16 protein-coding genes are annotated in these 22,378 nt (G+C 53.4%); 14 read left to right on the top strand and 2 right to left on the bottom strand.

Going from position 1 to position 22,378, the window contains the following annotated elements; all coding sequences use genetic code 11:
- Nucleotides 1–56: 56 nt before the first annotated feature.
- Complete coding sequence (locus RRF56_RS09900) at nucleotides 57–956, top strand: transglutaminase family protein (RefSeq protein WP_317037478.1); 900 nt, start codon at nucleotides 57–59, stop codon at nucleotides 954–956.
- A gap of 102 nt (nucleotides 957–1,058) precedes the next feature.
- On the opposite strand, the gene RRF56_RS09895 is transcribed toward RRF56_RS09900, so the two are convergent.
- Nucleotides 1,059–2,369: a pentapeptide repeat-containing protein gene (locus tag RRF56_RS09895; RefSeq protein WP_317037477.1), complete on the bottom strand. Its 1,311-nt coding sequence runs from the start codon at nucleotides 2,367–2,369 to the stop codon at nucleotides 1,059–1,061.
- 270 nt (nucleotides 2,370–2,639) lie between these two features.
- On the opposite strand from RRF56_RS09895, the gene RRF56_RS09890 reads away from it, so the two are divergent.
- Nucleotides 2,640–4,124: a site-2 protease family protein gene (locus RRF56_RS09890; RefSeq protein ID WP_317037476.1), complete on the top strand. Its 1,485-nt coding sequence runs from the start codon at nucleotides 2,640–2,642 to the stop codon at nucleotides 4,122–4,124.
- Between the two features lie 249 nt (nucleotides 4,125–4,373).
- Here RRF56_RS09890 and RRF56_RS09885 read toward each other — a convergent pair whose 3' ends face one another.
- A complete protein-coding gene (locus RRF56_RS09885) occupies nucleotides 4,374–5,318 on the bottom strand; it encodes an isopenicillin N synthase family dioxygenase (protein ID WP_317037475.1) in 945 nt (314 codons plus the stop codon).
- 289 nt (nucleotides 5,319–5,607) lie between these two features.
- Here RRF56_RS09885 and RRF56_RS09880 point away from each other — a divergent pair, with 289 nt between their 5' ends.
- The 12 genes from RRF56_RS09880 (at nucleotide 5,608) to RRF56_RS09825 (ending at nucleotide 22,300) form a co-directional block, all read left to right on the top strand.
- Complete coding sequence (locus RRF56_RS09880; RefSeq protein WP_410510588.1) at nucleotides 5,608–6,288, top strand: peptidylprolyl isomerase; 681 nt, start codon at nucleotides 5,608–5,610, stop codon at nucleotides 6,286–6,288.
- A 111-nt stretch (nucleotides 6,289–6,399) separates the two neighbouring features.
- Nucleotides 6,400–7,530, top strand: coding sequence for an SLBB domain-containing protein (locus RRF56_RS09875; protein ID WP_317037473.1), 1,131 nt, complete (start codon nucleotides 6,400–6,402; stop codon nucleotides 7,528–7,530).
- A gap of 121 nt (nucleotides 7,531–7,651) precedes the next feature.
- Entirely contained in the window at nucleotides 7,652–9,958 is a 2,307-nt protein-coding gene (locus tag RRF56_RS09870; protein WP_317037472.1) for a polysaccharide biosynthesis tyrosine autokinase, read from the top strand.
- A 54-nt stretch (nucleotides 9,959–10,012) separates the two neighbouring features.
- Nucleotides 10,013–12,064 (top strand): hypothetical protein, encoded by a 2,052-nt coding sequence (locus RRF56_RS09865; RefSeq protein ID WP_317037471.1) that lies wholly within the window; start codon nucleotides 10,013–10,015, stop codon nucleotides 12,062–12,064.
- Between the two features lie 75 nt (nucleotides 12,065–12,139).
- Entirely contained in the window at nucleotides 12,140–13,072 is a 933-nt protein-coding gene (locus RRF56_RS09860) for a hypothetical protein (protein ID WP_317037470.1), read from the top strand.
- Between the two features lie 1,063 nt (nucleotides 13,073–14,135).
- Entirely contained in the window at nucleotides 14,136–15,392 is a 1,257-nt protein-coding gene (locus tag RRF56_RS09855; RefSeq protein ID WP_317037469.1) for a glycosyltransferase family 4 protein, read from the top strand.
- Nucleotides 15,393–15,644: 252 nt separating this feature from the next.
- A complete protein-coding gene (locus RRF56_RS09850; protein ID WP_317037468.1) occupies nucleotides 15,645–16,070 on the top strand; it encodes a hypothetical protein in 426 nt (141 codons plus the stop codon).
- A gap of 738 nt (nucleotides 16,071–16,808) precedes the next feature.
- On the top strand, nucleotides 16,809–17,552 hold the full coding sequence (locus RRF56_RS09845; protein WP_317037467.1) for a class I SAM-dependent methyltransferase: 744 nt from the start codon (nucleotides 16,809–16,811) through the stop codon (nucleotides 17,550–17,552).
- Between the two features lie 413 nt (nucleotides 17,553–17,965).
- On the top strand, nucleotides 17,966–19,264 hold the full coding sequence (locus RRF56_RS09840; protein WP_317037466.1) for a lipopolysaccharide biosynthesis protein: 1,299 nt from the start codon (nucleotides 17,966–17,968) through the stop codon (nucleotides 19,262–19,264).
- Nucleotides 19,264–19,899, top strand: coding sequence for a hypothetical protein (locus tag RRF56_RS09835; protein WP_317037465.1), 636 nt, complete (start codon nucleotides 19,264–19,266; stop codon nucleotides 19,897–19,899). Before RRF56_RS09840 ends, RRF56_RS09835 begins: the two co-directional genes overlap by 1 nt.
- Nucleotides 19,896–20,819, top strand: a complete 924-nt coding sequence (locus RRF56_RS09830; protein WP_317037464.1) for a polysaccharide pyruvyl transferase family protein — start codon at nucleotides 19,896–19,898, stop codon at nucleotides 20,817–20,819. The genes RRF56_RS09835 and RRF56_RS09830 overlap by 4 nt, the downstream gene beginning before the upstream one ends.
- A 254-nt stretch (nucleotides 20,820–21,073) precedes the next feature.
- Nucleotides 21,074–22,300, top strand: a complete 1,227-nt coding sequence (locus tag RRF56_RS09825) for a hypothetical protein (protein ID WP_317037463.1) — start codon at nucleotides 21,074–21,076, stop codon at nucleotides 22,298–22,300.
- The last annotated feature ends 78 nt before the right edge of the window (nucleotides 22,301–22,378 follow it).

The following is a 22,378-nucleotide window of genomic DNA, read 5'->3' as shown; positions in this document are numbered from 1 at the left end:
TTCTAGACTGGCCAGCCGTAGTACAACGGACAAAGCCCCCTTTTAGGACTGTCGCTATGTCGGTTGTTTATGAAGTAGAGCATATCACCACCTACCGCTATGCCAAACCGGTGACCTTTGGTACCCATCGGGCGATATTTTTACCGCGGGGCAACTATAGTGGGCGGCTGCTGGGCTACTCGATCACTGTCAATGTGCCGGCTGAAGTGCACTGGGTGAGCGATACCCTGTCGAACAACGTGGCGGTGATTGGCCTCAAAGAACCCGCCCAGGAACTGACCTTTACCTGTCGGTTTCAGGGCGAGCACTTTGGCACCCGAGGCATTAATGACTTTCCCCTCGACCCTAGGGCGACGCGGGTGCCGGTGCAGTACACGCCCGACGAGTGGACTGATTTGGCGGTGTATCTGCGGCCCCACGCCGAAGACCCGGACGGTTCGGTGGCGGCCTGGGCCAAGAGCTTTGTCGCTGGCGATATGGATCTGACCAGCGATGTGCTGGGGCGAATTATGAACACCATTCGTGACACGTTTACCTACCGATCGCGGGAGGAAGAGGGCACCCAGCCACCAGGAGAAACCCTGCGCCAGCGATCGGGCACCTGCCGCGACTACGCCTGGCTGATGATGGAAACCCTGCGACGGCTCGGGTTAGCCTGTCGGTTTGTGTCGGGCTATCTCTATGACTCGGCCCTGGATGGGGGAGATGTGGGCATGACCGGCTCTGGGGCTACCCACGCCTGGTTGCAGGTATATCTGCCGGGGGCTGGCTGGCTGGTCTACGACCCCACCAACCGCATTACCGAGGGGTTTGATTTAATTGCGGTAGCGATCGCCCGTCACCCCGGACAGGCGATCCCGCTCTCGGGGTCGTGGTTTGGCGATGCGGGCGACTATCTGGGGATGGAGGTATCGGTGGCGGTTCGCAAGCTGGGTGCGGTCCCCGAGTTTGGCTGATACCCAATCCGAATTGGGGTTTCCCAAGTCGGATTGGGTGTGGGTGGTGCATCGCGGCGCGGATGCACCCTACGGTGGATCTACTCATCTACGCCAAAAGCACTACCGCCCTAGCAAATTGGGAGTATCGTCACAGCCGCCGGGGACCGTTGATCGGGTAGCCTCGCCCCCCCAGGCGCAGATGTAACGGCGCTGGTCGTCTGACAGCCGGTAGACGCCGCTGAGGTTGGTGCCCTCGACCACGGCCCCGGTGTTGGCTCCGGTGGTGTAGTCGGGAATGCCGGTGCGGGTGCGGGGGGTAGCGGTTTCGAGACTACCGTAGAACAGTCGAGCTTCCATTAGATCAGCGCCGGACAGATTGGCTTGGTACAAAATGGCTCGGGCAAAGTTGGTGCGTACCAGGTCGGCTCGGCGGAGGTCGGCCCGAATCAGGTTGGCTTCGCTCAGGTCGGCCCAGCGGAGGTCTGTGCCAGAGAGATCGGCGGCGGCTAGCATTGCACCTAGATCGATCACCCGAATGCCGCTGGCCAGATCTTCCTCGTAGCCGCCCCGCCCGTCTAAGATGGCTCTCCCTAACCGGTTGTCGCGGCGTAGGGGGGCGAGCAGCTTAGAGCGAGAGAGAAACCGAATCACCTTAGCTTTGCCCCCGGCATCGACGCTGCTGAGAATGGCGGCGGTGCGGGCTTCGGCAATGATCCGCTCCTGGGGCCAGTCTTCGAGCAGCCCTTCGTCGTCGAGCACCAGTTCTGAAATGCCCTGGAAGAAGGCATCGATGGTTTGCTGCTGGGTAATTAGGTTTTGTTGTTTGGTCAAATCGCGGGAGATGACGTACTGCCGCCAGGCGACAAACAGGGCCAAGAAGGCAATGAAAATTTGCCCGATCGCTCCCAAAAAATCGCCTAGGGCTCCGAGAATATCCCACCGGAGGCCGAGGCTCCAGACCAAAATCGCCCGATTGATGCCGGTGATTTTCATCAGGCCGATCACCCCCACCAACACACCGGGGATGGCGATTAGGAGTGACTGCTGCCGGGGCGATAGCTCACCTAACACTTCCTGGAAGAAGGGCCACATTAGCCGCAGGGAGACCAGCGTAGCCACCAGGGACCCGGCTAGGGTGAGCCAGAAACTGTTGGTGGCTAGCCCCAGCCCAATGACCGCGATCGCAACGACGGTGACGGCGCTAGCGGAGGTCGTGCCAGGGTCAGGGGACATGGATGGATAATTGGCTGGATCGGAGGGATCTAGATCGAGCCGCTGGGCCGGGTTAGAGGGGGCGACGGTGGCCTGACTCTCGGGAGCTGGAGTTGAAAGCTGGGGCGGGGCGGAAAGCTTGCCTGGGGGGTCAGCGCCATTGTCTGCAACTGGGGTAGGCATCTGAGGTTGAGGTGGCTCGGGGGGCGATGGGGTCATGGCGCGCAACGGCTGATCAAACCATAGAGATGACCCTCAGGGGCCGCAGCCGCTCTAGGTTAAGGGGTTCTGTTTGGCTGTTCTGTCTGCTTTATTTAAGCACCTTAATCTCTGGGCGAATTCCATTTATACCGGTTTAGCCGCAGGCGGAACTGCTCAAAGCGGCCCCTGGCTGGTCGGCTCTGGCCTATCGACGGTAGACTGATGGGGGTTTTTGCCCCTGTGGGGGCGGTTTCGATCATTGTTGGGGAGGGCAAGGACAACAGCACTATGGTTATAACTGGGTTGATTTTGCTGGCTGCGATCGCAATTTTGGTCTGGGGCTATCGCCGCGCCCAGCCCTACGGCTCGGTGGGCATCTTGGCCTGGCTGCAATCGGTGGTGCTGATGGCCCCCTGGCTGTTGTTTTTTGGGTTATTTGCCTTAGGCATTTATATCAATTTGGCGGGGGTGCTGCTGCTGTTGCTGGGGGCGACAGGGCTCTATATCTATCTGGGCCGTCGCCTCCGTGCCCTGGGCCAAGACCTGCTGTCTACCCAGCGCCCAGCGCCCATACCCGCCGCAGACTCGGTGCCTGAACCGACCGATCGCCTAGAGCCCCTCGATCAGCCGACCGCTGCCCCTGGCGCTCCAGCGGCGGCGATCGCCATTCCGCCGGAGGAGCTAGCGCAGATCGAAGGTATCTTTGGCCTCGACACCTACTTTCGCACCGAGACTATTCCCTACGACCAGGGGGCCATTTTTCGCGGTAACTTGCGGGGCGACCCCGCGACCACCCAGGCCAAATTAGCAGAGCGTTTGACCGAACGACTGGGCGATCGCTACCGCCTTTTCTTGGTCGAAAACCTGGAGCAAAAGCCCACGGTGGTGGTGCTGCCCGCCACTGCTGACCCGGTCAAAACCACCCCGGCCCAGTGGGCGCTGGCGGGGGTACTGGCGATTGCCACCCTGTTCACCAGCCTAGAGGCTGGAGCCGTGCTCCAGGGCTTTGACTTGCTGCAAGACTTTTCTCGCTGGCGGGCGGCGTTGCCGTTTCTGCTGGCCCTGCTGGCCATCTTGGGAGCCCACGAAGCGGGCCACTGGGTGGCGGCTCGTCGCTACGGGGTGCGCCTCAGCCCGCCTTTTTTAATTCCCGCCTGGCAGATTGGGGCCTTTGGCAGCCTCACCCGGTTTGAGTCGCTGTTGCCCAACCGCAGCGTGCTGTTTGACATTGCCGTGGCCGGTCCAGCGGCGGGCGGCATTGTTTCTCTAGTGATGCTGGTGGGTGGATTGCTGCTCTCGCACCCCGGTAGTGCGTTTCAAATTCCGTCGGGGTTCTTTCAGGGGTCTGTGCTGATCGGTGCCCTGGCGCGAGTAGTGCTGGGGGATGTGCTGCAAGAGCCCCTGGTCGATATTCACCCGTTCACGATTATGGGCTGGCTGGGGCTGGTGATTACCGCTCTCAACCTGATGCCAGCAGGGCAGCTCGATGGTGGCCGCATGGTGCAGGCGATCTATGGCCGCAAGACCCTGGGCCGCACCACTCTCTTTACCCTGGTGGTGCTGGGGTTGGTCTCTTTGGCTAACCCCCTAGCGCTGTATTGGGCGGGGGTGATCTTGCTGCTACAGCGTGACCCAGAGCGCCCTTGTCTAAACGATATTTCTGAACCCAACGATGCCCGCGCGGCCCTGGGACTGCTGGCCCTGTTTTTGGCCCTGACGGTGCTGCTGCCGCTGACGCCGAGTCTGGCCGGCAAGTTAGGTATTGGGGCTTGAAACGCAGTCCTGCTTAGTTGCCCTCAATTCCGCAGGGCGCATGCCATGCGCCTCTACGGGTTGGCCGTTTGGGAATCGGCGTTAGACAATCCGGATTTGCTCTAAAAATAACCCTGAGACGGTGCATCGCTGCGCGGATGCACCCTACAATTTCTGTTTGGAATCGGGGTTGGGCGATCCGGATTTGTATAACACCCGACACCCAGCACCTGCAACCGCCCACAAAAGTTGTCCTGTCTCGGCCAGTCGCTAGGCGGCTGGCCCCACCTGAATCTCGTCTAACCGCTGGGCTAGGTAGGCGGCGGCGGTAATGGGGGGAAACTGGGCCACGCCGCCGGTGCGATCGACCAAACTTTTGACCGGGGTGAGGTCGACCTCGGGGTGAGGATGCACAAAAAACGGCATAGAGAGACGAGCCTGGTTACCGCTGCGGGGGTTGACCACGCGATGGGTCGTACTCTTGATCAACCCATTGGTGAGGTTTTGCAGCATATCGCCGGTGTCTACCACGATCTGGCCGGGGTGGGTCTGAATCGGGAGCCATTGGCCCTGAACCAAAATTTCTAGCCCCGGAGCGGTGGCCTCACAGAGCAGGGTAATTAAATTAATGTCTTCGTGGGGGGCGGCCCGCAGACTTCCCGGCTGCACCGTGCCTACCGCCGGGTAATGGGCCAGCCGCAGCACAGTATTGCCGCCTGTGGCCATAGTCACCAACCAGTCGCGGGGCTGGCCCAAGTACTCAGCGCAGGCCTCAAGCAGGGTTTCGGCGCAGGTCATCAGCTGTTGATAGAGCCGGGTCATCACCGGGCGAAAGGAGGGCACCTCCTGGGGCCAAGGGGCCATGGGGTCGGTGAGGCTGTGGCGATTCACATGCCAGAATTCTTTGAGGTCGGGAACGCTATGGCCTTTGGCCTGTTCGCTGCCGAAGCTAGAAAAGCCTCCTTTTCCTGGCTCCTTTGGCCCTAGGCGAGGGGGGGGAGAATATTGGGTTTTGGTGCGATCGGGCAGGGCAAAGAAGTTGGCGGCCACCTGGTAGGCGCGCCGCACGACTTCGGGGGAAACCGGATGGGGCTCAAGGATAAAAAACCCGACCTCTTCTAAGGCTTGACCCAGGGTGGCGATCGCCCGTTGCCGCGCCATCGTCTCACTCAAGAGATCGGGGTAAGACACCACGGGAATAGTGGGCCGGGTCATGGTGCTTTCCTTGGATTGATAAAACAGGTTGGGTGGATTGTAGCAGCCCCGTCAACTGGGTAGCTTGCGTTCTATCTATCAAATTTTGACCGGGTTGTGGGGTAAGTTTGGCTCGCTTAACTCAGCCCCTGACGGCTCGCCCAGAATACGATAACCTTGGGCTAAAGGATCGAATCGGTACCCTCTCTCGGCAACCGTTTTAGCAATTGTCTCTGTGAATCCCTCTTCTGCTCAAAGTGCCAGACCCGTGCTGTCCATCGGAGATAGGGCGGTCATAGCCGCCGATGTCATGCCGCTGCTCCGGCGCTATGGCCTGCTACCCGCCTTGGTCAAAGAACTAGTGATTGACCAGGCGATCGCCGCTGTGACGCTAACGCCAGAGCAGCTCACCCAGGCGGTTGACCAGTTTTTGCAGACTAACCAGATCACATCGCCGGAGCAGCGCCAGGGGTTTTTGGCTCAGCGGGGGTTGAGCGACGCCGACCTCACTGGTTTGGCAGAGCGGGCGGCCAAACTACAGCGCCACAAGGCCGACATCTGGGCTCCTAAGGTAGAGTCCCACTTTCTACAGCGCAAGGCCAGCCTCGATCGGGTGCTGTACTCGCTGATTCGCACCCATGATGGGGGTCTTGCCCAGGAACTGTACTTCCGCATTCAAGACGATGGCCAACCCTTTGCTGAGCTGGCCCGGCAGTATTCTGAAGGTCAGGAGGCCCAGACGGGCGGCCTAATTGGCCCGGTTGAGCTGTCGGTGCCGCACCCGGCGCTGGGCCGCATGCTCTCGATTAGTCAACCGGGGCAGCTATGGCCACCCACCCGAGTGGGGGAATGGTTTGTGGTGGTGAGGCTCGAAAAGTTTTTGCCCGCCCGACTCGATGAGCCGACCCGTCAGCGCTTAATCGATGAGCTGTTTAATACCTGGCTAGCAGAGCAGGTGCAGCTTGTTTTGCATGAGCACGGCGCAGATTAACGTTTGCTAACTTACGGAGGTTAAATCGGGCTGCATAGAACATCATGAGCTATCGCGGAGTACCTAATTAATCGTTGGTGCGGTTGTCCAGAAAGCCTGAGGAAGCTAGTAATGACCCGCTTTAGCCTAATTCTCCGGGGGGTGAGCACCCTAGGGGCGATCGCATCCCTCACCGCCGCGCCGGGGGTCGCCTGGGCAGAAACCCTACCGCTCTCTACCGAGGTCGATCAGGGGCCTTTGCCCCGGCCAGGGCAACTAGCGGCTCCTATGGCTGAACCACGATTGCCCGAGGCCTATGTGCTCGGACCAGGCGATCGCATTCGCATAGACATCTTCAATATTCCAGAATTTAGCGGCCCTGAGAACGGCGTTCACGAGGTGCTGGTCGATGGCACTCTGGCCTTGCCCCTGGCAGGAGCTGTGGCGGTTCAAGGGTTAACCCTGGCTGAAGCTCAGACGGCCCTGGTCACCAGCTACGCTCCGTTGCTCACTCGCCCGCCCCAGCTGACGGTCACGCTGCTGGCGGCCCGCCCGGTGCGAGTGGTGGTGGCTGGAGAAGTAAACCGCCCCGGTACCTACACCATTGAGCTAGAGGCCGAAACCAGCGGCAGCGGTAGCGGTAACCCCACCGCTCGCCAGTGGCCTACCCTCACCCAGGTAATCCAAGAAGCGGGAGGCATTACTCAGCAGGCCAACATCAAAGCTATTCAGGTACGCCGCCCCCACCGCCAGGGCGATGCCATGGTGACCGCTAGCCTTTGGGATTTGATTCGCACTGGTGACATTAATCAAGATATGCGCCTGCGTGATGGCGATACCATTGTGGTTCCCAAAGCCGTGGCGGTTTTGCCCGAAGAGTCGGTAGCGATTTCGAGCGCCAATTTTTCACCCGCCGCCATGCCGGTGCAGGTGGTCGGTGAGGTTGCCAGCCCTGGCGGCGTCACCCTACCCGCCAATGCCACCCTCAACCAGGCGATTTTAGCCGCTGGCGGGTTTGAAAGCAGCCGCGCCCAAAGCTCCACGGTGCAGCTGGTGCGGCTCAACCCCGATGGCAGCGTTGACCAGCGCACGGTGGACGTAGACCTGGCCGCTGCCGCCAACGACACCACTAACCCCATTCTGCGGCCCAACGATGTCGTGATTGTCGATCGCAACGTCGCTGCTGCGGCCGGCGACACCCTAGGCCTTTTTCTGCGCCCTCTAACACCGCTCGCGGCCATTTTGCGGTTGTTTGGGTTTTAGCCGGGCGCAGGGGCCAGACCTGTACTGGGGTCTGAACAAAGCAAAAAATGGCTAAATTACGCTGAATTTTGACTTTTGAGCTATAAGTAACGAACTCCTGGGAATATTTCCCTCGAACACTATGCCTTTTTCTCCCTCCTCCACGGCCCATGAAGCCAACGGCAACGGCAATGGTCATGGCCATGGTCAGGTTCATCATGGGTTTGTTGCCGTCACAGCGCCGTCCTCTCCCCTCGTAGACGATGGGGATGATTTTGATGTAAGTCATCTAGTCGGGGTGCTCAAGCGTCGGCTTGGGGTGTTTTTAGGGGTAGCAGCCTTGTCCTTTGGCGGGTTGACGCTCTGGCACTTAAGTCGTCCTCCGGTCTACAGCGGCAGTGCCAATCTTCTGGTAGAACCGGTTACCGCTGCCCCTTCCCTGGGTTTGGAAGCGGTAGTTGGGTTGCCAGGAGCTAGAAATTCGGGGTTAGACTACACCAGCCAAATTCGAGTGCTGCGTGGCCCAGATGTGATCGATCCGATTCTGGCCAACATTCAGCAACGCTATCCCGACATTACCTACACCACTCTGCTAGAGCGCTTGGCGATTACCCAAGAAGGGGAGTCTAAGGTGCTGCGCATTACCTACCGAGCCGACGACCCGGCGGTGGTCACCTTTGTGCTGACCCAGGTGGTCAACGGCTTTGTCAACTACAGTGTGCAAGATCGCCAGGGGGAACTGCGGCGAGGGCTGACCTTTATCGACGAACAACTGCAAGAAAAATGGCAGGAAGTAGCGGTAATTGAGGAAGACCTGAGTGAATTTCAGAAACGCTATGACCTGGTTAACGTCAACGCCACCAGCGAGAGCGTAACCCAGCGACTCAACCAGATGCTGGCCGATCAAGAGCAGCTGCGGGTGCAGCTGATGGCGCTGGGGCCGCTGTACGACAGCCTGCGAACTCAGGTAGGGTTTGACCCCGATACGGCTATTCGAGTGGCCAACCTCAACGAGTCGCCCACCTACCAGGCGCTGCTCGGCGACCTGCGCGAGCTGGAGCAAACGATTGCGGCTGAGTCAGCTCGGTTTCAGGCTACGACGCCCATGATTGAAGCTTTAGAAGATCGGCGACAGCAGCTGCTGCCGCTGTTAGAGGCCGAAGCCCAGCGGCTGGTGGGGGCGACCGTAGCAGCCGATACCCTGGGCTATCAGGGGACGGTGAGTCGGGAGTTGATGCAGCAGTTGGTCGATACCGCTAATCAAATGCAGGTGCTAGACACCCAGGATCAAGCGATTGGCCAGGCGGTACAGCAGCTGCGGGCCGAGATTCAGCGGCTGGCCGATCTGTCGCGCTCTTACCAGCAGATTGCCCGAGAGCTGGCGGTGGCGGAAGGTAGTCTTGACCAGCTGTTGACCAGTCGCCAGGATCTGCGTTTGCAGATGGCGCGACAGACCGCACCCTGGGAGCTGATTTCGCCCCTGGATGAGTCGAGTATTACCGAGATGACTAACCTGCCCCGCAAGCTGCTGCTGAGCACGGTGGTAGGGCTACTGCTGGGGGGTGGGGCGGCGCTGGTGCGCGATCGCGCCGACCAAGCCTTTCACAGTACTGACGAGTTGGTCAAAGTCACCCAGCTACCCAATCTGGCCATGGTGCCCAATGCTCCGGCCCTGGAAAAGCAGCCCTTGCTGATTGTCCCCGACTTGGCAGGCACTATGGCCCAGGTGTTGGCTCAGAGTCAAAGCCCCGACAAGTTGTATACCTCCTTTAGCTTTGCCGAGGCGTTTTACTCGCTTGAGGCCAACTTGCGCATGCTGAGCTCTGATACCCCGGTGCAGGTGGTGGCCCTGACCTCGTCGGTGCCAGGGGAGGGCAAGTCAACCATGTGTGCCCACCTTGCGATCGCCGCCGCCAATATGGGGCGTCGGGTGCTGCTGATTGACGGTGACCTCCGCAAGCCTAGTCAGCACATTATTTTTGGCCAGTCCAATAGTCGGGGGCTGAGCGACCTGCTGACCCAGACTATTGACGATGCTACCGATTGGGTGCTGACGATTCCTGGCAATGCCAATTTGCACCTGCTACCGGCGGGGACGCGCCCTCCGGCCCCTGGTCGGCTGCTGTCGTCGCGCAAGATGCAGCAAATGACAGAGCAGTATCGTCGCCACTACGACCTGATCATTTTTGATACTCCCCCCCTAGCGGGCATGATCGACGCCAAGCTGACCGCTGCCCACGCCGACGGGCTGCTGTTAGTGGTGCGGCTCAACCGGTCTGAGCGTTCAGAAATTCAGCGGGTGCTGGCCGATCTGGGCAATACGGCCCAGGCTCCCTTGCTGGGGTTGGTGGTCAATGGTGTACCCCAGAGCCGACGGCGCGGCTACGACTATTACTACGGGGATTACGGTCACCCCAAGGTAACCTCGGGAGTGCATGAGACCGGCTAGAACACAGCCGCTAAACAGCGGTAGGTATGACATGGGACGTGAGGAGTACGACTGATGAAGCGCAAATCAAAACCACTGATTACGGGTGGACTACTGGGGCTGGCCGGGCTAGGCCTCTTGCCTCGCGGGGCCGAGGCGGCCCCCGAATTGCCCTTGGCCGAGCCTGAACCCAGTCTTGGCGTAGCCCTGGCGGCAGATCCCCATCCAGTCGTGACGCCAGAGCCTTCGGCGCAGACCACAGCACCCCAGGCTGACGAGCAGGCCGCTGCTCAACCGGTTTGGACGCCGGGGGTTGATCATGTTGTGGTAGATGCTGCTGCCGCAGCGGCAGAGACGGCTACCCCAGCGGCTGCCACCCCAGAGCCAGATTCGACAGCCGCGATCGCGGCCCTGCCGCCCGAGGAGACAACCTTAGACAGCGCTGCATCTGCCGTTTCAGCTCCAGAGCTAGCCCCTAACCTGGTCGTAAACCCGATGGGGGATGGGGCCTCAGATCAGACGGTAATAGCTGTGGTTTCAGAGCCACCACCGATCGCCGCTGACCTGACATCTCTAGACGATGAGCTGGCGACTGAAGTCGGGTCCCCGCCTGCTGCTGCGATCGCCGTCGCCGCCGATGGCCCAGGCAATGGCTCCGGTGAGGGCTCAGGGGCGATGATCGCCGCTCCTGCGGGGACCATGGCTGAAGCTCAAGCCCCCGCTGGGACTGGGGCAGAGACTGCGATCGCCGACGTTTCTGAGCCGCCCTCTAAACCTGTGGCCGCTAAGCCCCGCCCCCAAGGGCTTGAGCGGCCAGCGGCCACCCCTGAGGCCCTAGCCCTGAGCCAGGACCCAATGGCCCAGCCCCTAGGGCGCGCTGTTGCCGTGGCGGCTGCGCCTAGCTCAGCCCCCGCGATCGCAACGACCCCGCCGACCCGTGCGGCATCCCCCGACCTGGCCACTATTCGGGCGAGAGCAACGGCGGTGCAATCGCTGCTGCGCGATCTGCGATCGCAGGCTGGTATGCCAGTCGATCCGGCGGCTTTGGCCGACCAAACCACGCTTCAGCCTAGCCCAACCCGCCGAGTGCCCCAGCCCAAAACCCTGGCGCGGGGGCCGCAGCTGCCCCAGCTTCCAGGGCGATCGGTGCGACGGGCTGCGATCGCTGACCCGAGTAGGGCGACTGCGGCTAACCAGCGATCGCGACAACAGCCTCTCCCTGGCCCCCAGTTGCCCGATTTGGCGGGCAGCAACCCCAACGTGGCACTGGCCTTGCCTACCCCGCAGCCGGTAATGTCGCCGACGCTAGCGGGGATATCACCGGCTATGTTCGGGGCAGAGCCAGAGGCGGCCCCGGCGATCGCCCAGGCTGCCCCAGCCGCTGGCAGTGCCGCGCAGATTCAAAATGACTTGCGAATCGCGCCGTTGACGACCGCCGCTAATCCGCCGCTGACGTTTCCCCCCTCCCCCAATGCTGGCATTCCCTCCGCCTTTGGAGCTAACTGGGGCGACCTGTTTATCAGCGCCTCGCTGGCCGGAGCCGATCGCGTGCGTCCCGTGGCTGACGGCAGTATGTCTATGGGCTTTGGGCTAGGTGACTCGCGCCAGGTAGTGGGGGTAGAACTGGCCTATAACCTGCAGAGCGTGCGGCGGTTCGGCGAAAACGGTGGCTTTGATGTCAAGGTGCACCGCGTCGTCCACAGCGGCGATGACACCGAGGTAGCCGCCGCTGTGGGGCTGAACAATTTTGCCTCCTATGGCTCTGAGGCTGGCGGTAGCCCATCGAGTCTCTACGGGGTGGTGACGGCGGCCCACCTGCTTCAGCCCGACCACCCGACCAACCGGCTGCCGATCACAGGCACCCTGGGCCTAGGGGGCGGGTCGTTCTCGGGCGAAGGCAGTGACGTAGGCGTGATTGCCGGAGTGGGCTTGCAAGTGCACCCTCAGTTTTCGGTCAATACGGCCTGGAGCGGCGTCGGTGTGAATGTCGGGGCTTCGATTGTGCCGGTATCGACGATACCGATTACGCTCAACCTGCTTTACGGCGATATCGGCAACAATACCCGTGCTGGTTCCGTCGCAGTGTTAAGTATCGGCTATGGGTTTAACTTTGGCCCCAGGTTTTAGATGAGATGATTCCTGTTGCCGGGCTCATGCTTTAGCCCCATTCTCGATCGCAGCTCATATTTGAGGAGAAAAACCGTGGATAAACTGGTGGGCCGACTTTGGCAGCATGTTTGGTTAATGATGGCTGTAGTAGGCGGCACCCTGGCGATCGCCCTACCGGGCTACTCCGGTTCGGTACCCTCCGGTCTGGGCAGCGGGGTGAGCGTGGGGGGCTCAACGGTGCTGTCCATTGGGGCCTCTTCCCTGGGCAGTGAAGAAGAACTTACCTCGACTACTCCCAATGCCACCATCGATGCCACTACCGGAGAGATCTTGCTCACGGTGGCGGCCCAGCAGGCAGTTAACCAATCGGCCACAGAGATTCTGCAAGGGTTGCAGGGCACTAACCCCACCCTTGCCGCCGCCCTGACGACCCCAGGCGAAATTGCCCTCGACGGGCTCACCTCTGTTGACCTCGGCGGCGGTGTCGAGGAAGATGCCGAGCAGACTGTGGATGAACTGGCGGTGGTGGTGGCAGCGGCGATCGCCAATGGCGACAGCGTTTCACTCACTGGCGAACAAGGCACCCTCAGCATTGCTGCCCCTACTCCTATCGCTGGGTCTACCCCGACGGCTCTGCTGGCTACCTCGGCGGTCTTTGTGCCGATTGGCGGCACGCCTATGGTTGCGCCTCTGCGCGGCACCCAGGCGCAAATCGCCAATGCGGCGGGGTTTTTGGCGGCAGCCTTTGCGGCTGGCCTGGCCCCTAGTCAGGTGGCGATCTTCACCGAAATGGCGTTGACCGGTGCCGACTATCGAGCGTTAGTCGCTCTCTTTAACGCCACGGGCGGGCTGCTGCCGCCCACTGCTGCCGCTGTTAGCGCTACTCAGTTAGAAAGCGCCATCCAAGCCTATAACCAGATTTTAGATAGCAGCTCTCCTGAGACGCTAGTTGCCCTGGGGCAAAACTCAGACTTTGTCGCTCTGGGGCGATCGCTACAACAGCTGAGAACTGCGATCGACAGTTAGGCCGTAGAGAGCCGTAAAGATCGTATGCACGGGAATGACAGGCATTGCCTACCCGTGATTTGTAGGGGCGTAGCATGCTACGCCCCCTAGAGAATTTCTGATGATAAACCGGGGTTTGCTAAATCCTATCTGCACCTCCCCGATTGGGGGATAATACATTGCATCGCCCCTGGAAGATGTCGGTTTTCCATGGGCTTTTGTCGGTTGAATAGGGGGGCATGAATTTGGGTAAGAGCAAACAGCCGTTTGCCCCTACGGGTGAGGTTATCGTTCCAATTTATTTTTCTAGCTAATCATGCCGCTGATTGAGTTAGCCAAGGCGGAATTCGCTGCTCGTCTTGGTCTGACAAAGGATGTACCGTAGTTTCTGCGGTTGATTTAGCGCATCTCTCTAATGATAGAGATTGGCTCGATCTGATTAAGCATTGGCTTGGCGTGTCTTTTGGGGTGGATGTAACTTAGCTTTGAATCGGTCGTGCTTGGCTTTAAGCTTGTTTTGCCTCAAGTTTTGCCCCAATCTTGGAGCAAAACGATCGCCCAGCCGGGTTACTCGTTTAAAGGCTGGTGTAGGGAAAGATCTGATTCATGTGCTTGTTATGACAAGCGGTCTGGGCTAAGCCTGGTAGTCTCGAATACGACTTGTGGGTTAAATGTGTGGTCTATTTAGGCCCAGCTGTGTTTAGGGAAAATGGGCTGCCTGCCCAATAGCAATAAAATTAAATATTGAAATGCTCTTCTAGAAGAAGTGCGGTATCCTTCTCGGTAGCCCTAGGCAAAGTCGGGGTTGGCGCGAATATATTTGAAAGCGATTTCTGAGACAACTTTCTGAAGCCAAGTTTTGAATTTGCTGCTGCAAATGTAAATGCTTGTATCTAGATGGTAGTTTGGCTAATTTTTTAGGCAATCTAAACCAGCTTGATGTTTAAGGCTAAGGTCAAAAAATGCCGATAGCAGCAGTTTTGGTGCTTATACGAGTAGTTTCCTTTGGTGCTGAGTTCCTGTTGAGTAGGGTTTGATGAGAGCAATACGTTCCGATCCGGGTGCATCTTTCCAACTTTCGATTTTGACCCAGTTTTTTCCCCCTGACTATGCGCCGACGGGGCAGCTAATGGCCGAGCTGGCCCAGAGTTTGAGCCGTCAGGGTATGCAGGTGCAGGTGTTTGCGGGGCAGCCGGGCTATGCCTACGATCGCCCCATGGCTCCTAAGTATGAGGTGGTGGGCGATGTCACGGTGCGTCGCACTCGTACGTCTCGCCTGTGGCCCCAGCGCATTCGGGGGCGAGCGGTGGGGGGGCTGCTGTACTGTGTGCGATCGCTGGTTAAGCTGCTGAGCCCTGCCCGCCGTGGCGACCTGGTGTTGGTCACGACCGAGCCGCCTTACCTGCCGGTGATGGCCTACCTGCTCCACTGCCTTTTTAAGCAGCCCTACCTGTGCGTGGTCTACGATATTCACCCCGAGGTGGCGGTGGCTCTCAATATGGTTGCCCACAACCACGGGCTGGTGCGTTTTTGGAACTGGCTCAACTGTCTGACCTGGCGTCATGCCGAGGCGATTGTGGTGCTTAGCCAAACGATGCGGCAGCGAATTGTCGACCGGTGCCCGGAGGCTGCCGATCGGGTTTCGGTGATTCACAACTGGGCCGACCCAACGCAAATTGTGCCGCGCCCTAAGGCAGACAACTGGTTTGCCCGTCGCCACGGCCTCGATCAGGTGTTTACGGTGCTGTATTCGGGCAATATGGGCCGCTGCCACGATCTAGATACTATTCTGGCTGCCGCTCAGGCGCTGCGCCATGAGCCGGTGCAGTTTGTCTTTGTGGGGGCTGGGGCCAAGCGCCATAGCTGCATCGCTCAGGCGAAGGCGCTGGGGTTGGGCAACTGTATGTTTTTGCCCTATCAGTCTCAGGGCGATCTGCCTTACTCGCTCACGGCCTGCGACCTGAGCCTAGTGAGTCTGGTGCCGGGGGTGGAGGGGTTGGTGGCCCCCAGCAAGCTCTATAGCAGTTTGGCGACGGGGCGACCGGTGGCAGCTATCTGTGAATCGCACTCTTATCTGCGATCGCTGCTGGCTGAAGGGGGCTTTGGCCGTGCCTTTCGCAATGGCGATAGCGCTGGGCTGGCCGATTTTATTCGGACTCTCGCGGCGAACCCCACCCTGGCGCAGCAGATGGGCGATCAGGGCCGTTGCTATATGCAGCAAAAGTTTACCCCCGAGCAGGGCACGCGCCGCTATTTTGAAGTGGTGGAGTCCTGCCTGCGAGGCCCGATGGCGGCTACTGCCCGTGTTCCCTCACCGAAGGCGGCGGCCTCTCGCCTATGACTCTAGGCAAAGTCTAAATCTAAAAAAGTCTGGTTCAGAGCTTGTCAAATTGAATAATTCCGGTAACCTGTCTGGCATGGAGTGGGCTTCGATGGTCGTTAGATCTCAGTCTCTCCCCCGTAGTCTCGTTGGCCCTCGCCTGAGACCGTAGCCGGGATAGGTGTGCCTGGAGCTGAGTTGCTACGCAGATTGTTTAGACAGGTATTTGGCCCGCGCCTGTTTGGTACTTTATAGTTCGGTTTTTGCTTTGCTATGTCTCAACCCCGACGCAACCGCAGCCGATCGAAACGGCGGGCTATTTATTGCCCCGACCACGGCACTTACCTTGAGAGTGTTAGTCAAAAGTATCCGCTTTACACGACTCAGGCAGAGCACTTGCAGCAGCGGGGCCTGAGTCGGCTGCGATCGCTGACGGTGATTGCGGGCTATGGCACGGTGCCGCTGACGGGCGAATGGCTGGAGGCGTTTTGGTGCGATCGTTGCCAAGAGACTCGTTGGTACCACGTGCATAGAACAGCTGCTAATCAATATAGTGTTGCTGTTGCGCCGGAGGCGTTGTGGATGCAGGCCAGCGGGGTGATTTTGCCGACGGGTAACCCTACGGTGGGTGAGTTTACTCGCCGCCAGGCCCGGCAGATGAAGTACCTGGAAGCTAAAGATTTTCGGTGTATTGGCTAGATAACGAAGGTAGAGGATGAGTGCTTGTTAGATTAAAGCTTTTACCTTTAAATTCGTACACTATTGGCCAGCAGCAGGAGAAGTGCACGGCACTACGGGGTTTACTCGCTCATAAGGCGAAGGGAATAATTTGTTGTTCAGTCCGAATATCAAAATTGATCACCTGCTCCTGGAAAAGTTTTGACCTTTATTCAGGATGTCTTTTTTTGATGCAAAGTGGGTAAGTGGATTGGCATTATTCGCCATGATGAAATAGGGAAGACAATGTTTTTGAAAAATTTATAGCGGCTCTCACTTGCATAAAGTACAGGCTGTTTCCTCAAGCCTATTAATTTCAATGGTTTTCCAGTCTGAGGTGTACCTCACCCATCTAAGAACCGCTATAAGTCAGCTTACGAAACTGACAACGGATCAGGCGCGGGCTAAAGAATAAAGGGTGAGTTCACTTGGTGTAAGAACAAAGTTTCACCCAGCTCTTTCAATGCAGGGAGACGTTTTTCTCAATGGCACCCTTTTGAAGGTGATTAAGGAGGAGATTCGCCTCAACTTCAATGAGATTGTGGTATTTATGAGAGTGGTTGTTGGATCTGCCAGATCAACGGCATAGCAAGCTTAAACTGGGATGTACTTTTTACTGATTAGCTTGAATTTATGGTGCCTTAATCCAAAAGATTCAAACTATTTTCAATTTTCAATGTATTTACTGAATAATTGTTCTCAGTGAAAGAGTGGATAAAAATGGATATTGAAAACAAATTTTTTGATCCCTTTAAAGGTTGCATAGGAGGCTATGGACCTCTCGATGGCACAGTTGAATTTTATGGAAGAATCAATTCTTTACTAAAGCCTGACTTTAAGGTTTTAGACTATGGAGCAGGTCGTGGATATTGGTTCTTTGAAGATAAAAGCGCTTATAGGAGAAGTGTGCGCGGCATAAAAGACAAGGTTGCTCAACTAATTGGGATGGATATAGACTCAGCAGTTCTTTCAAATCCTACAACATCTTACAATATTCAGCTCACTGCAAAAGATGATTGCATACCACTTGAAGACGAAAGTATTGATATGATCATTTGCGACTATGTTCTTGAACATCTATCTCGATCAGACTCACTATTTTTGAAAAAAGAGGCTCAGAGAATTCTGAAGAAAGGAGGATTTTTTTGTGCAAGAACACCACATTCTTTAAATTATGTCTGTTTAGGGTCAAGGCTTCTTCGTGGTTCTTTATATCTCTGGCTTCTTCAAAAGCTTCAGCCAGATAGAAAAAATATTGATGTCTTTCCAACAAAATATATATGTAACACGCATCGTGAAATTTCGTGTTTGTTTGATGGATGGAATAATTTTTCTTATACTTATACATCTGAACCTCAGTATTATATGAAGAGTGAACTTCTATTTAGTGTGTTATCAGTAATACATCGACTAATGCCTGCAGCGCTAACAGGTAATCTATTTATATTTCTTCAGAAATCTTAGAGCCTATCTGGGAAGGATGTTTGATGCTAAGAAAGATTACCCCTAAGCAGACTGCGTATAGATTAATGTCGTACTAGCTTAGGGGGCGGGTAAAGTGTACTTCAGTAATCTTCCACATTCTCAGCACGACTTTGCTCGGGACGGACTGACTCTTTCCCAGACTGGCAGTTACCTTTTCAAAATAAACCTTATAGCATTCTCAGTACCATCTTCTATGTGCTGTTTGAATGTACTTGCTAGTCAGTATTGGGTGTTGAGGTTATTCCTCCGGTGGTTGTCTGAAAGCAGTTAAGAATACCAAAACGTTTCTTAACGATTTTTCCTGGTATCAAATTTAACATTCTATCTAATCTTAATGTTTTCAAGTATCCTTTAATGCGTTACCTATGATGCTGTCCCATCTACGACACTTGATGAGCAGTTCTTTCGTTGGTCCATCAGGCAATGTTCTTCGGGGCATGGCTGTGCTTGTAGCTGGGAGTGGCACAGCGCGGTTAATCAGCTTGGCTTCAATTCCCATCCTGACGCGGATATACAGTCCTGAAGATTTCGGTGTACTATCCGTATTTACTGCTTTACTTCAAATCCTTATTCCGCTAGCAACGCTGCACTATTTAATGGCAATACCGCTTCCTCGCCATGATCAGACTGCTTTTGCTTTATTAAGCCTATGTACCATTCTGTCAACTACTCTATCTGTGCTGATTGGCATCATACTCTTCGTCTTTGGACTACCGATTCTTGAGACATTTTCACTGGAAGTACTCGCGCCCTGGCGATGGATAATTGGACCAGGCATGTTGGGAGCAAGTTCATATCAACTGCTTACAATGTGGGCTACACGCAAGAGATCCTACCGTATTATTGCAAAGACGCAGCTTTTTCAATCTTTAACGGGCGAGGGCATTAAGCTTTTGATGGGGATAATAGCTATTAAGCCTCTTGGGCTTCTGATAGGTCAAGTCGCGGCCTATAGTGGGGGGCTAAGCAATCTGCTTTCCTGCTTTGGAAAAGATTTTTTCAACATGGTTCCACGGCTGAAATTGCGACATATTTTGGTAGTGGCACGGCGATACTATGGATTTCCTGTCTACCGGTTGCCTGCCCAGTTTTTACTAGTCTTATCGATGCAGGCACCTTTACTTTTTACAACGATGCTGTATGGTGCCGAAACCACAGGACAGTTAGGCTTAGCAACTATGGCAGTGACGTTGCCATTCATTTTACTTGGACAATCTGTCAGCCGTGCGTATTATGCTGAAGCGGCAGAATTATGGAGAGGAGATAGACCTGCTGCTGTTCAGAAATTATTTAAAAAAACAACATTAACACTACTAATAATTATTCTTTTTCCCTCGATATTTCTAGCATTTTTTTCTCCCTTACTTTCTCAAATTCTCCTTGGTCGAGGCTGGGAACCGGCTGGTAAATTTATATCACTGCTGTCAATAACACTAGTACCACAGTTTATATCCTCCTCACTATTGAGGACGCTTGATGTTTTAGAGTCTAACAAAACTGTTTTTTATCTCTATCTTCAAAAGGCAGTGCTAACTATTATTCCCTTTTTTCTGGCAGAACGAAAAGGATTGAATTCATATGAGTCTATTTTGATTTACTCACTAATGATGGTAGTTCACTATTCACTGCAATATGCCATCACCTTTTTTCGGTTAAAAAAATCAATTCAGCAGATAAAAATAGATAGATAATGAGGCAAATTCTTAGACTAGCTTTGCAAGTTATACCTGGGACTGAACTGCGCCAGATACTAAATAATTATAAGGTAGAGAAGTATTCCCCTCGTTTTGTAACACTAGCATGCGATTTGCTAATAGATGGATTTCCACGTTCTGCAAATACTTATCTGTATTACTACACCCAACTTAGCTTTCCAGATATAAAAATAGCACATCATATTCATTCGTGGCAGCATTTTTTGTTTTCAAAAGTGTTTGGAATTTTTTCTGTGATGGTTGTGAGAGAGCCAGATCTTGCAGTGAATTCAATTTTCGCAAAGCGCAAAGGACATATTTCACTTTATTATATTGAATATATTATTACTAATGCTGTATCGATGTTTTTGGCGGATTATGTTGTTTTATTTTCAGACGTTATCAATGAGCAAAGAATAAAAGATATTATGACAAAAATTTCTCAGAAAATTGGTAAAAAAACAATTGATTTTCCATCCGAAAAACTGATTGAACTGATGGAATCACGTACAAACAAAAAAAATATTAAGACGCCAGATTTCTGTATTGAAAATTTATCTTTTTTGTCTAAAGTTTTTAGAAATCTAGCCTTTTTAGTCTATGAGAGCGCGTGCAAAAGGGCAAGAAGATGAAGCGTGTTCTTATTTGGGGTTTTTATCATCAAGGAAATCTAGGCGATGATTTGATGGCAGCGATCTTTTATGAAATTCTAGAAGAGATTGGCCATGCACCTTTAATTTATTCAGCAAATCCTCGATTTAAGAAAATGGGATATAAAGCAGTTTCATGTTTCCAGGATGTTGAGGTTGATGCAATCTTTCTGGGTGGTGGTGCTTTCTTTAAGGAGGCTAACTCGTCCAATTCGGAAATTGAGGAAGCAATCACACAACTTGCATTCTTTGTTAAAGAGAAACGACTACCTATATTTGGACTATCGCTTGGCAGTGATGGGGTCAAAATGCTGCCGCAAGTCAGTGTAGCAAGACGGATGATAATAGAGAGTCAGTATTTCCAAGGTGCGGTTGTTCGCCTCAAGCGTGATCTCAAACTAGGGGTACGAAACCTTTATTACCTGCCTGATATTGTTTTGTTGACAAATGACTGCTGTGAAAAATATTCAAGACTTAATCCAATAGATCCTGGAATCAATTCGCCGGAGTTTCTAATTAATTTATCTCGCCGTAGCATACTGCATTTACCTGAAGCATTATGGATGTCGAAAGGTATGAAAACAGCATTTTTTCATGCACATACAGGGATTAAAAAGACTGGTGGCGAAATTGGACTTCCTATTTTACCGCTAATAAATAATGATAATATCTGCATTGAGCTCGGCTATCTAAGTCGTGCGAAGATGATCTTGTCGTCTAAACTGCATCCAGGAATAATTGCCATGTCATTTGGGACAAGGTTTATACCTGTTGCTGCTAGAGATAAGGTAAAAGAGTTTATTTTTCAGTTTGAGAATGTCATTCTTGAAGATAAAGCCGAAAGAATTCGAGTTAGGGATAATTATTTAACTCATATTAAAAAATTTTTGGATTCAATTTGAAGGTACAGTCATTGTATTCTGATGATCTGTCAATCAGAATACAATGACTGATCTATTCAAAGAACAAAAAGTTTAGAATTAGCGTTGTATAAAGTAACTGTGCACAAAACTATTGGACAGAATAATTAATAGTTGGTTCTCGATATAATTTCTTCTTCGCAATACTAGAATCAGAGTGATACGGCGGCACCTCATGGCTAATCAACGTAAAACTGATGGATAATATGGAATAGATATTGGAGCCTGTTTGTAAAATGTTGCCGCTATTTTTAGTCACTATATTGTTCTTATTAGCCATTGCATCAAAAAATAAAACTGCGTTGATTCTCTTTTCAGTTCCAGCCATAAAAGTTGCTTATTTTACGATAAGCACAAGAATTTTTGCTTTTGGCTCCATCTTGCCATTTGATTATTATCAGAGAGGCAAAGATCCATATTATGATGTGATCATGTATTCTATGATCGCGCATTTTTTGTGTATTTTCTTGGCTTTTAAGTTAGTAAGTTTTGTCGATCCTAGGCACAAAAAATATAGGGTTCTGAATATTAATATTAGAAATGTGAAATTTAATCGAACCCTTGGATGGCCTTTTGTTTGGGTCTGCATCCTTCCGGCAGTGATGATATTTTTTGCTGTTGAACATTCATCACTTATTCATCGCTCTAGCTTTGTTGTTGAGTTTTCTAGGCGTAGTTTAATGCGTTTTGAGGAATTGTTTTTTCTTTCCTCAGTAATTATAACTCCTTTCCTTCGGCTGCCAGTACAAAGATTTTTGGTTCTAACAGCCTGTTTAGTTTTTTATCTGATGATCGGCTCACGTTCAGGGCCAGTACTTTTGATTTCATACATTCTGATTGAGCGTTTTTTGATTGGTTGTCGGAATACAAAGTCTCAGCTATTGTTATCTTTCTTGGCGATTTATATTCTTGCATTGACCCTTTCTATGCGTTCTTCAAATATAGGAGGGTTACTTGCGGCAGTTAGTCATGCAAAAGATTTAGATCTAAATGGTTTGTTTACATCAGCTATCTATGGTATTAATTACATTTTAAGTTTTTCTATTGTTATTAATGGGGAAATGTTGACTATAAGTAATAGTGCCGCGAATGATTGGTTGTATTACTCTATAATACCTCTGCCTTCGTTTATATACGACCGCACGCTAGAATATGATTCGATAAACCGATTTAGAGTTAATATTCCTTACCCAGGTTTTGGATATTCTCTGGCGTACTTTGGATTTTATGGATACTCATTTATTGTTTTCACGTCTGCAACTGTCTTGTGTCTGCTGCGAACCATTTTATCCACAAAACGCGATATTGTAGAGTTGATTTTGTTTTACTCAGTTGTGTTTCTACCATTTTTGATTTTTCTGCAATACAACTTAAGGACTGGATCTCGTCTTTTTTATGTTTTTGTAATTGTTTATTTCTTTGTTGCTATTGGCAGAAGATGTCGCGTTAATCCAAGTTCTTGAATGTCGAGCTGAGGTTGTGTAGAATTCTGGATTTGAGAGATTTTATTGTGATTAATTTAAGAAATACTCTATTGTCTA

This window comes from Nodosilinea sp. E11 (assembly GCF_032813545.1).
Classification (GTDB): domain Bacteria; phylum Cyanobacteriota; class Cyanobacteriia; order Phormidesmidales; family Phormidesmidaceae; genus Nodosilinea.
This window is presented reverse-complemented; position numbering and strand designations above follow the sequence as displayed.

Bases quoted from the DNA above. Each gene is read 5' to 3' on its own strand.
- RRF56_RS09900 (WP_317037478.1), top strand. From the start codon at position 57: ATGTCGGTTGTTTATGAAGTAGAGCATATCACCACCTACCGCTATGCC.
- RRF56_RS09895 (WP_317037477.1), bottom strand. From the start codon at position 2,369: ATGACCCCATCGCCCCCCGAGCCACCTCAACCTCAGATGCCTACCCCA.
- RRF56_RS09890 (WP_317037476.1), top strand. From the start codon at position 2,640: ATGGTTATAACTGGGTTGATTTTGCTGGCTGCGATCGCAATTTTGGTC.
- RRF56_RS09885 (WP_317037475.1), bottom strand. From the start codon at position 5,318: ATGACCCGGCCCACTATTCCCGTGGTGTCTTACCCCGATCTCTTGAGT.
- RRF56_RS09880 (WP_410510588.1), top strand. From the start codon at position 5,608: ATGCCGCTGCTCCGGCGCTATGGCCTGCTACCCGCCTTGGTCAAAGAA.
- RRF56_RS09875 (WP_317037473.1), top strand. From the start codon at position 6,400: ATGACCCGCTTTAGCCTAATTCTCCGGGGGGTGAGCACCCTAGGGGCG.
- RRF56_RS09870 (WP_317037472.1), top strand. From the start codon at position 7,652: ATGCCTTTTTCTCCCTCCTCCACGGCCCATGAAGCCAACGGCAACGGC.
- RRF56_RS09865 (WP_317037471.1), top strand. From the start codon at position 10,013: ATGAAGCGCAAATCAAAACCACTGATTACGGGTGGACTACTGGGGCTG.
- RRF56_RS09850 (WP_317037468.1), top strand. From the start codon at position 15,645: ATGTCTCAACCCCGACGCAACCGCAGCCGATCGAAACGGCGGGCTATT.
- RRF56_RS09845 (WP_317037467.1), top strand. From the start codon at position 16,809: ATGGATATTGAAAACAAATTTTTTGATCCCTTTAAAGGTTGCATAGGA.
- RRF56_RS09840 (WP_317037466.1), top strand. From the start codon at position 17,966: ATGAGCAGTTCTTTCGTTGGTCCATCAGGCAATGTTCTTCGGGGCATG.
- RRF56_RS09835 (WP_317037465.1), top strand. From the start codon at position 19,264: ATGAGGCAAATTCTTAGACTAGCTTTGCAAGTTATACCTGGGACTGAA.
- RRF56_RS09830 (WP_317037464.1), top strand. From the start codon at position 19,896: ATGAAGCGTGTTCTTATTTGGGGTTTTTATCATCAAGGAAATCTAGGC.
- RRF56_RS09825 (WP_317037463.1), top strand. From the start codon at position 21,074: ATGTTGCCGCTATTTTTAGTCACTATATTGTTCTTATTAGCCATTGCA.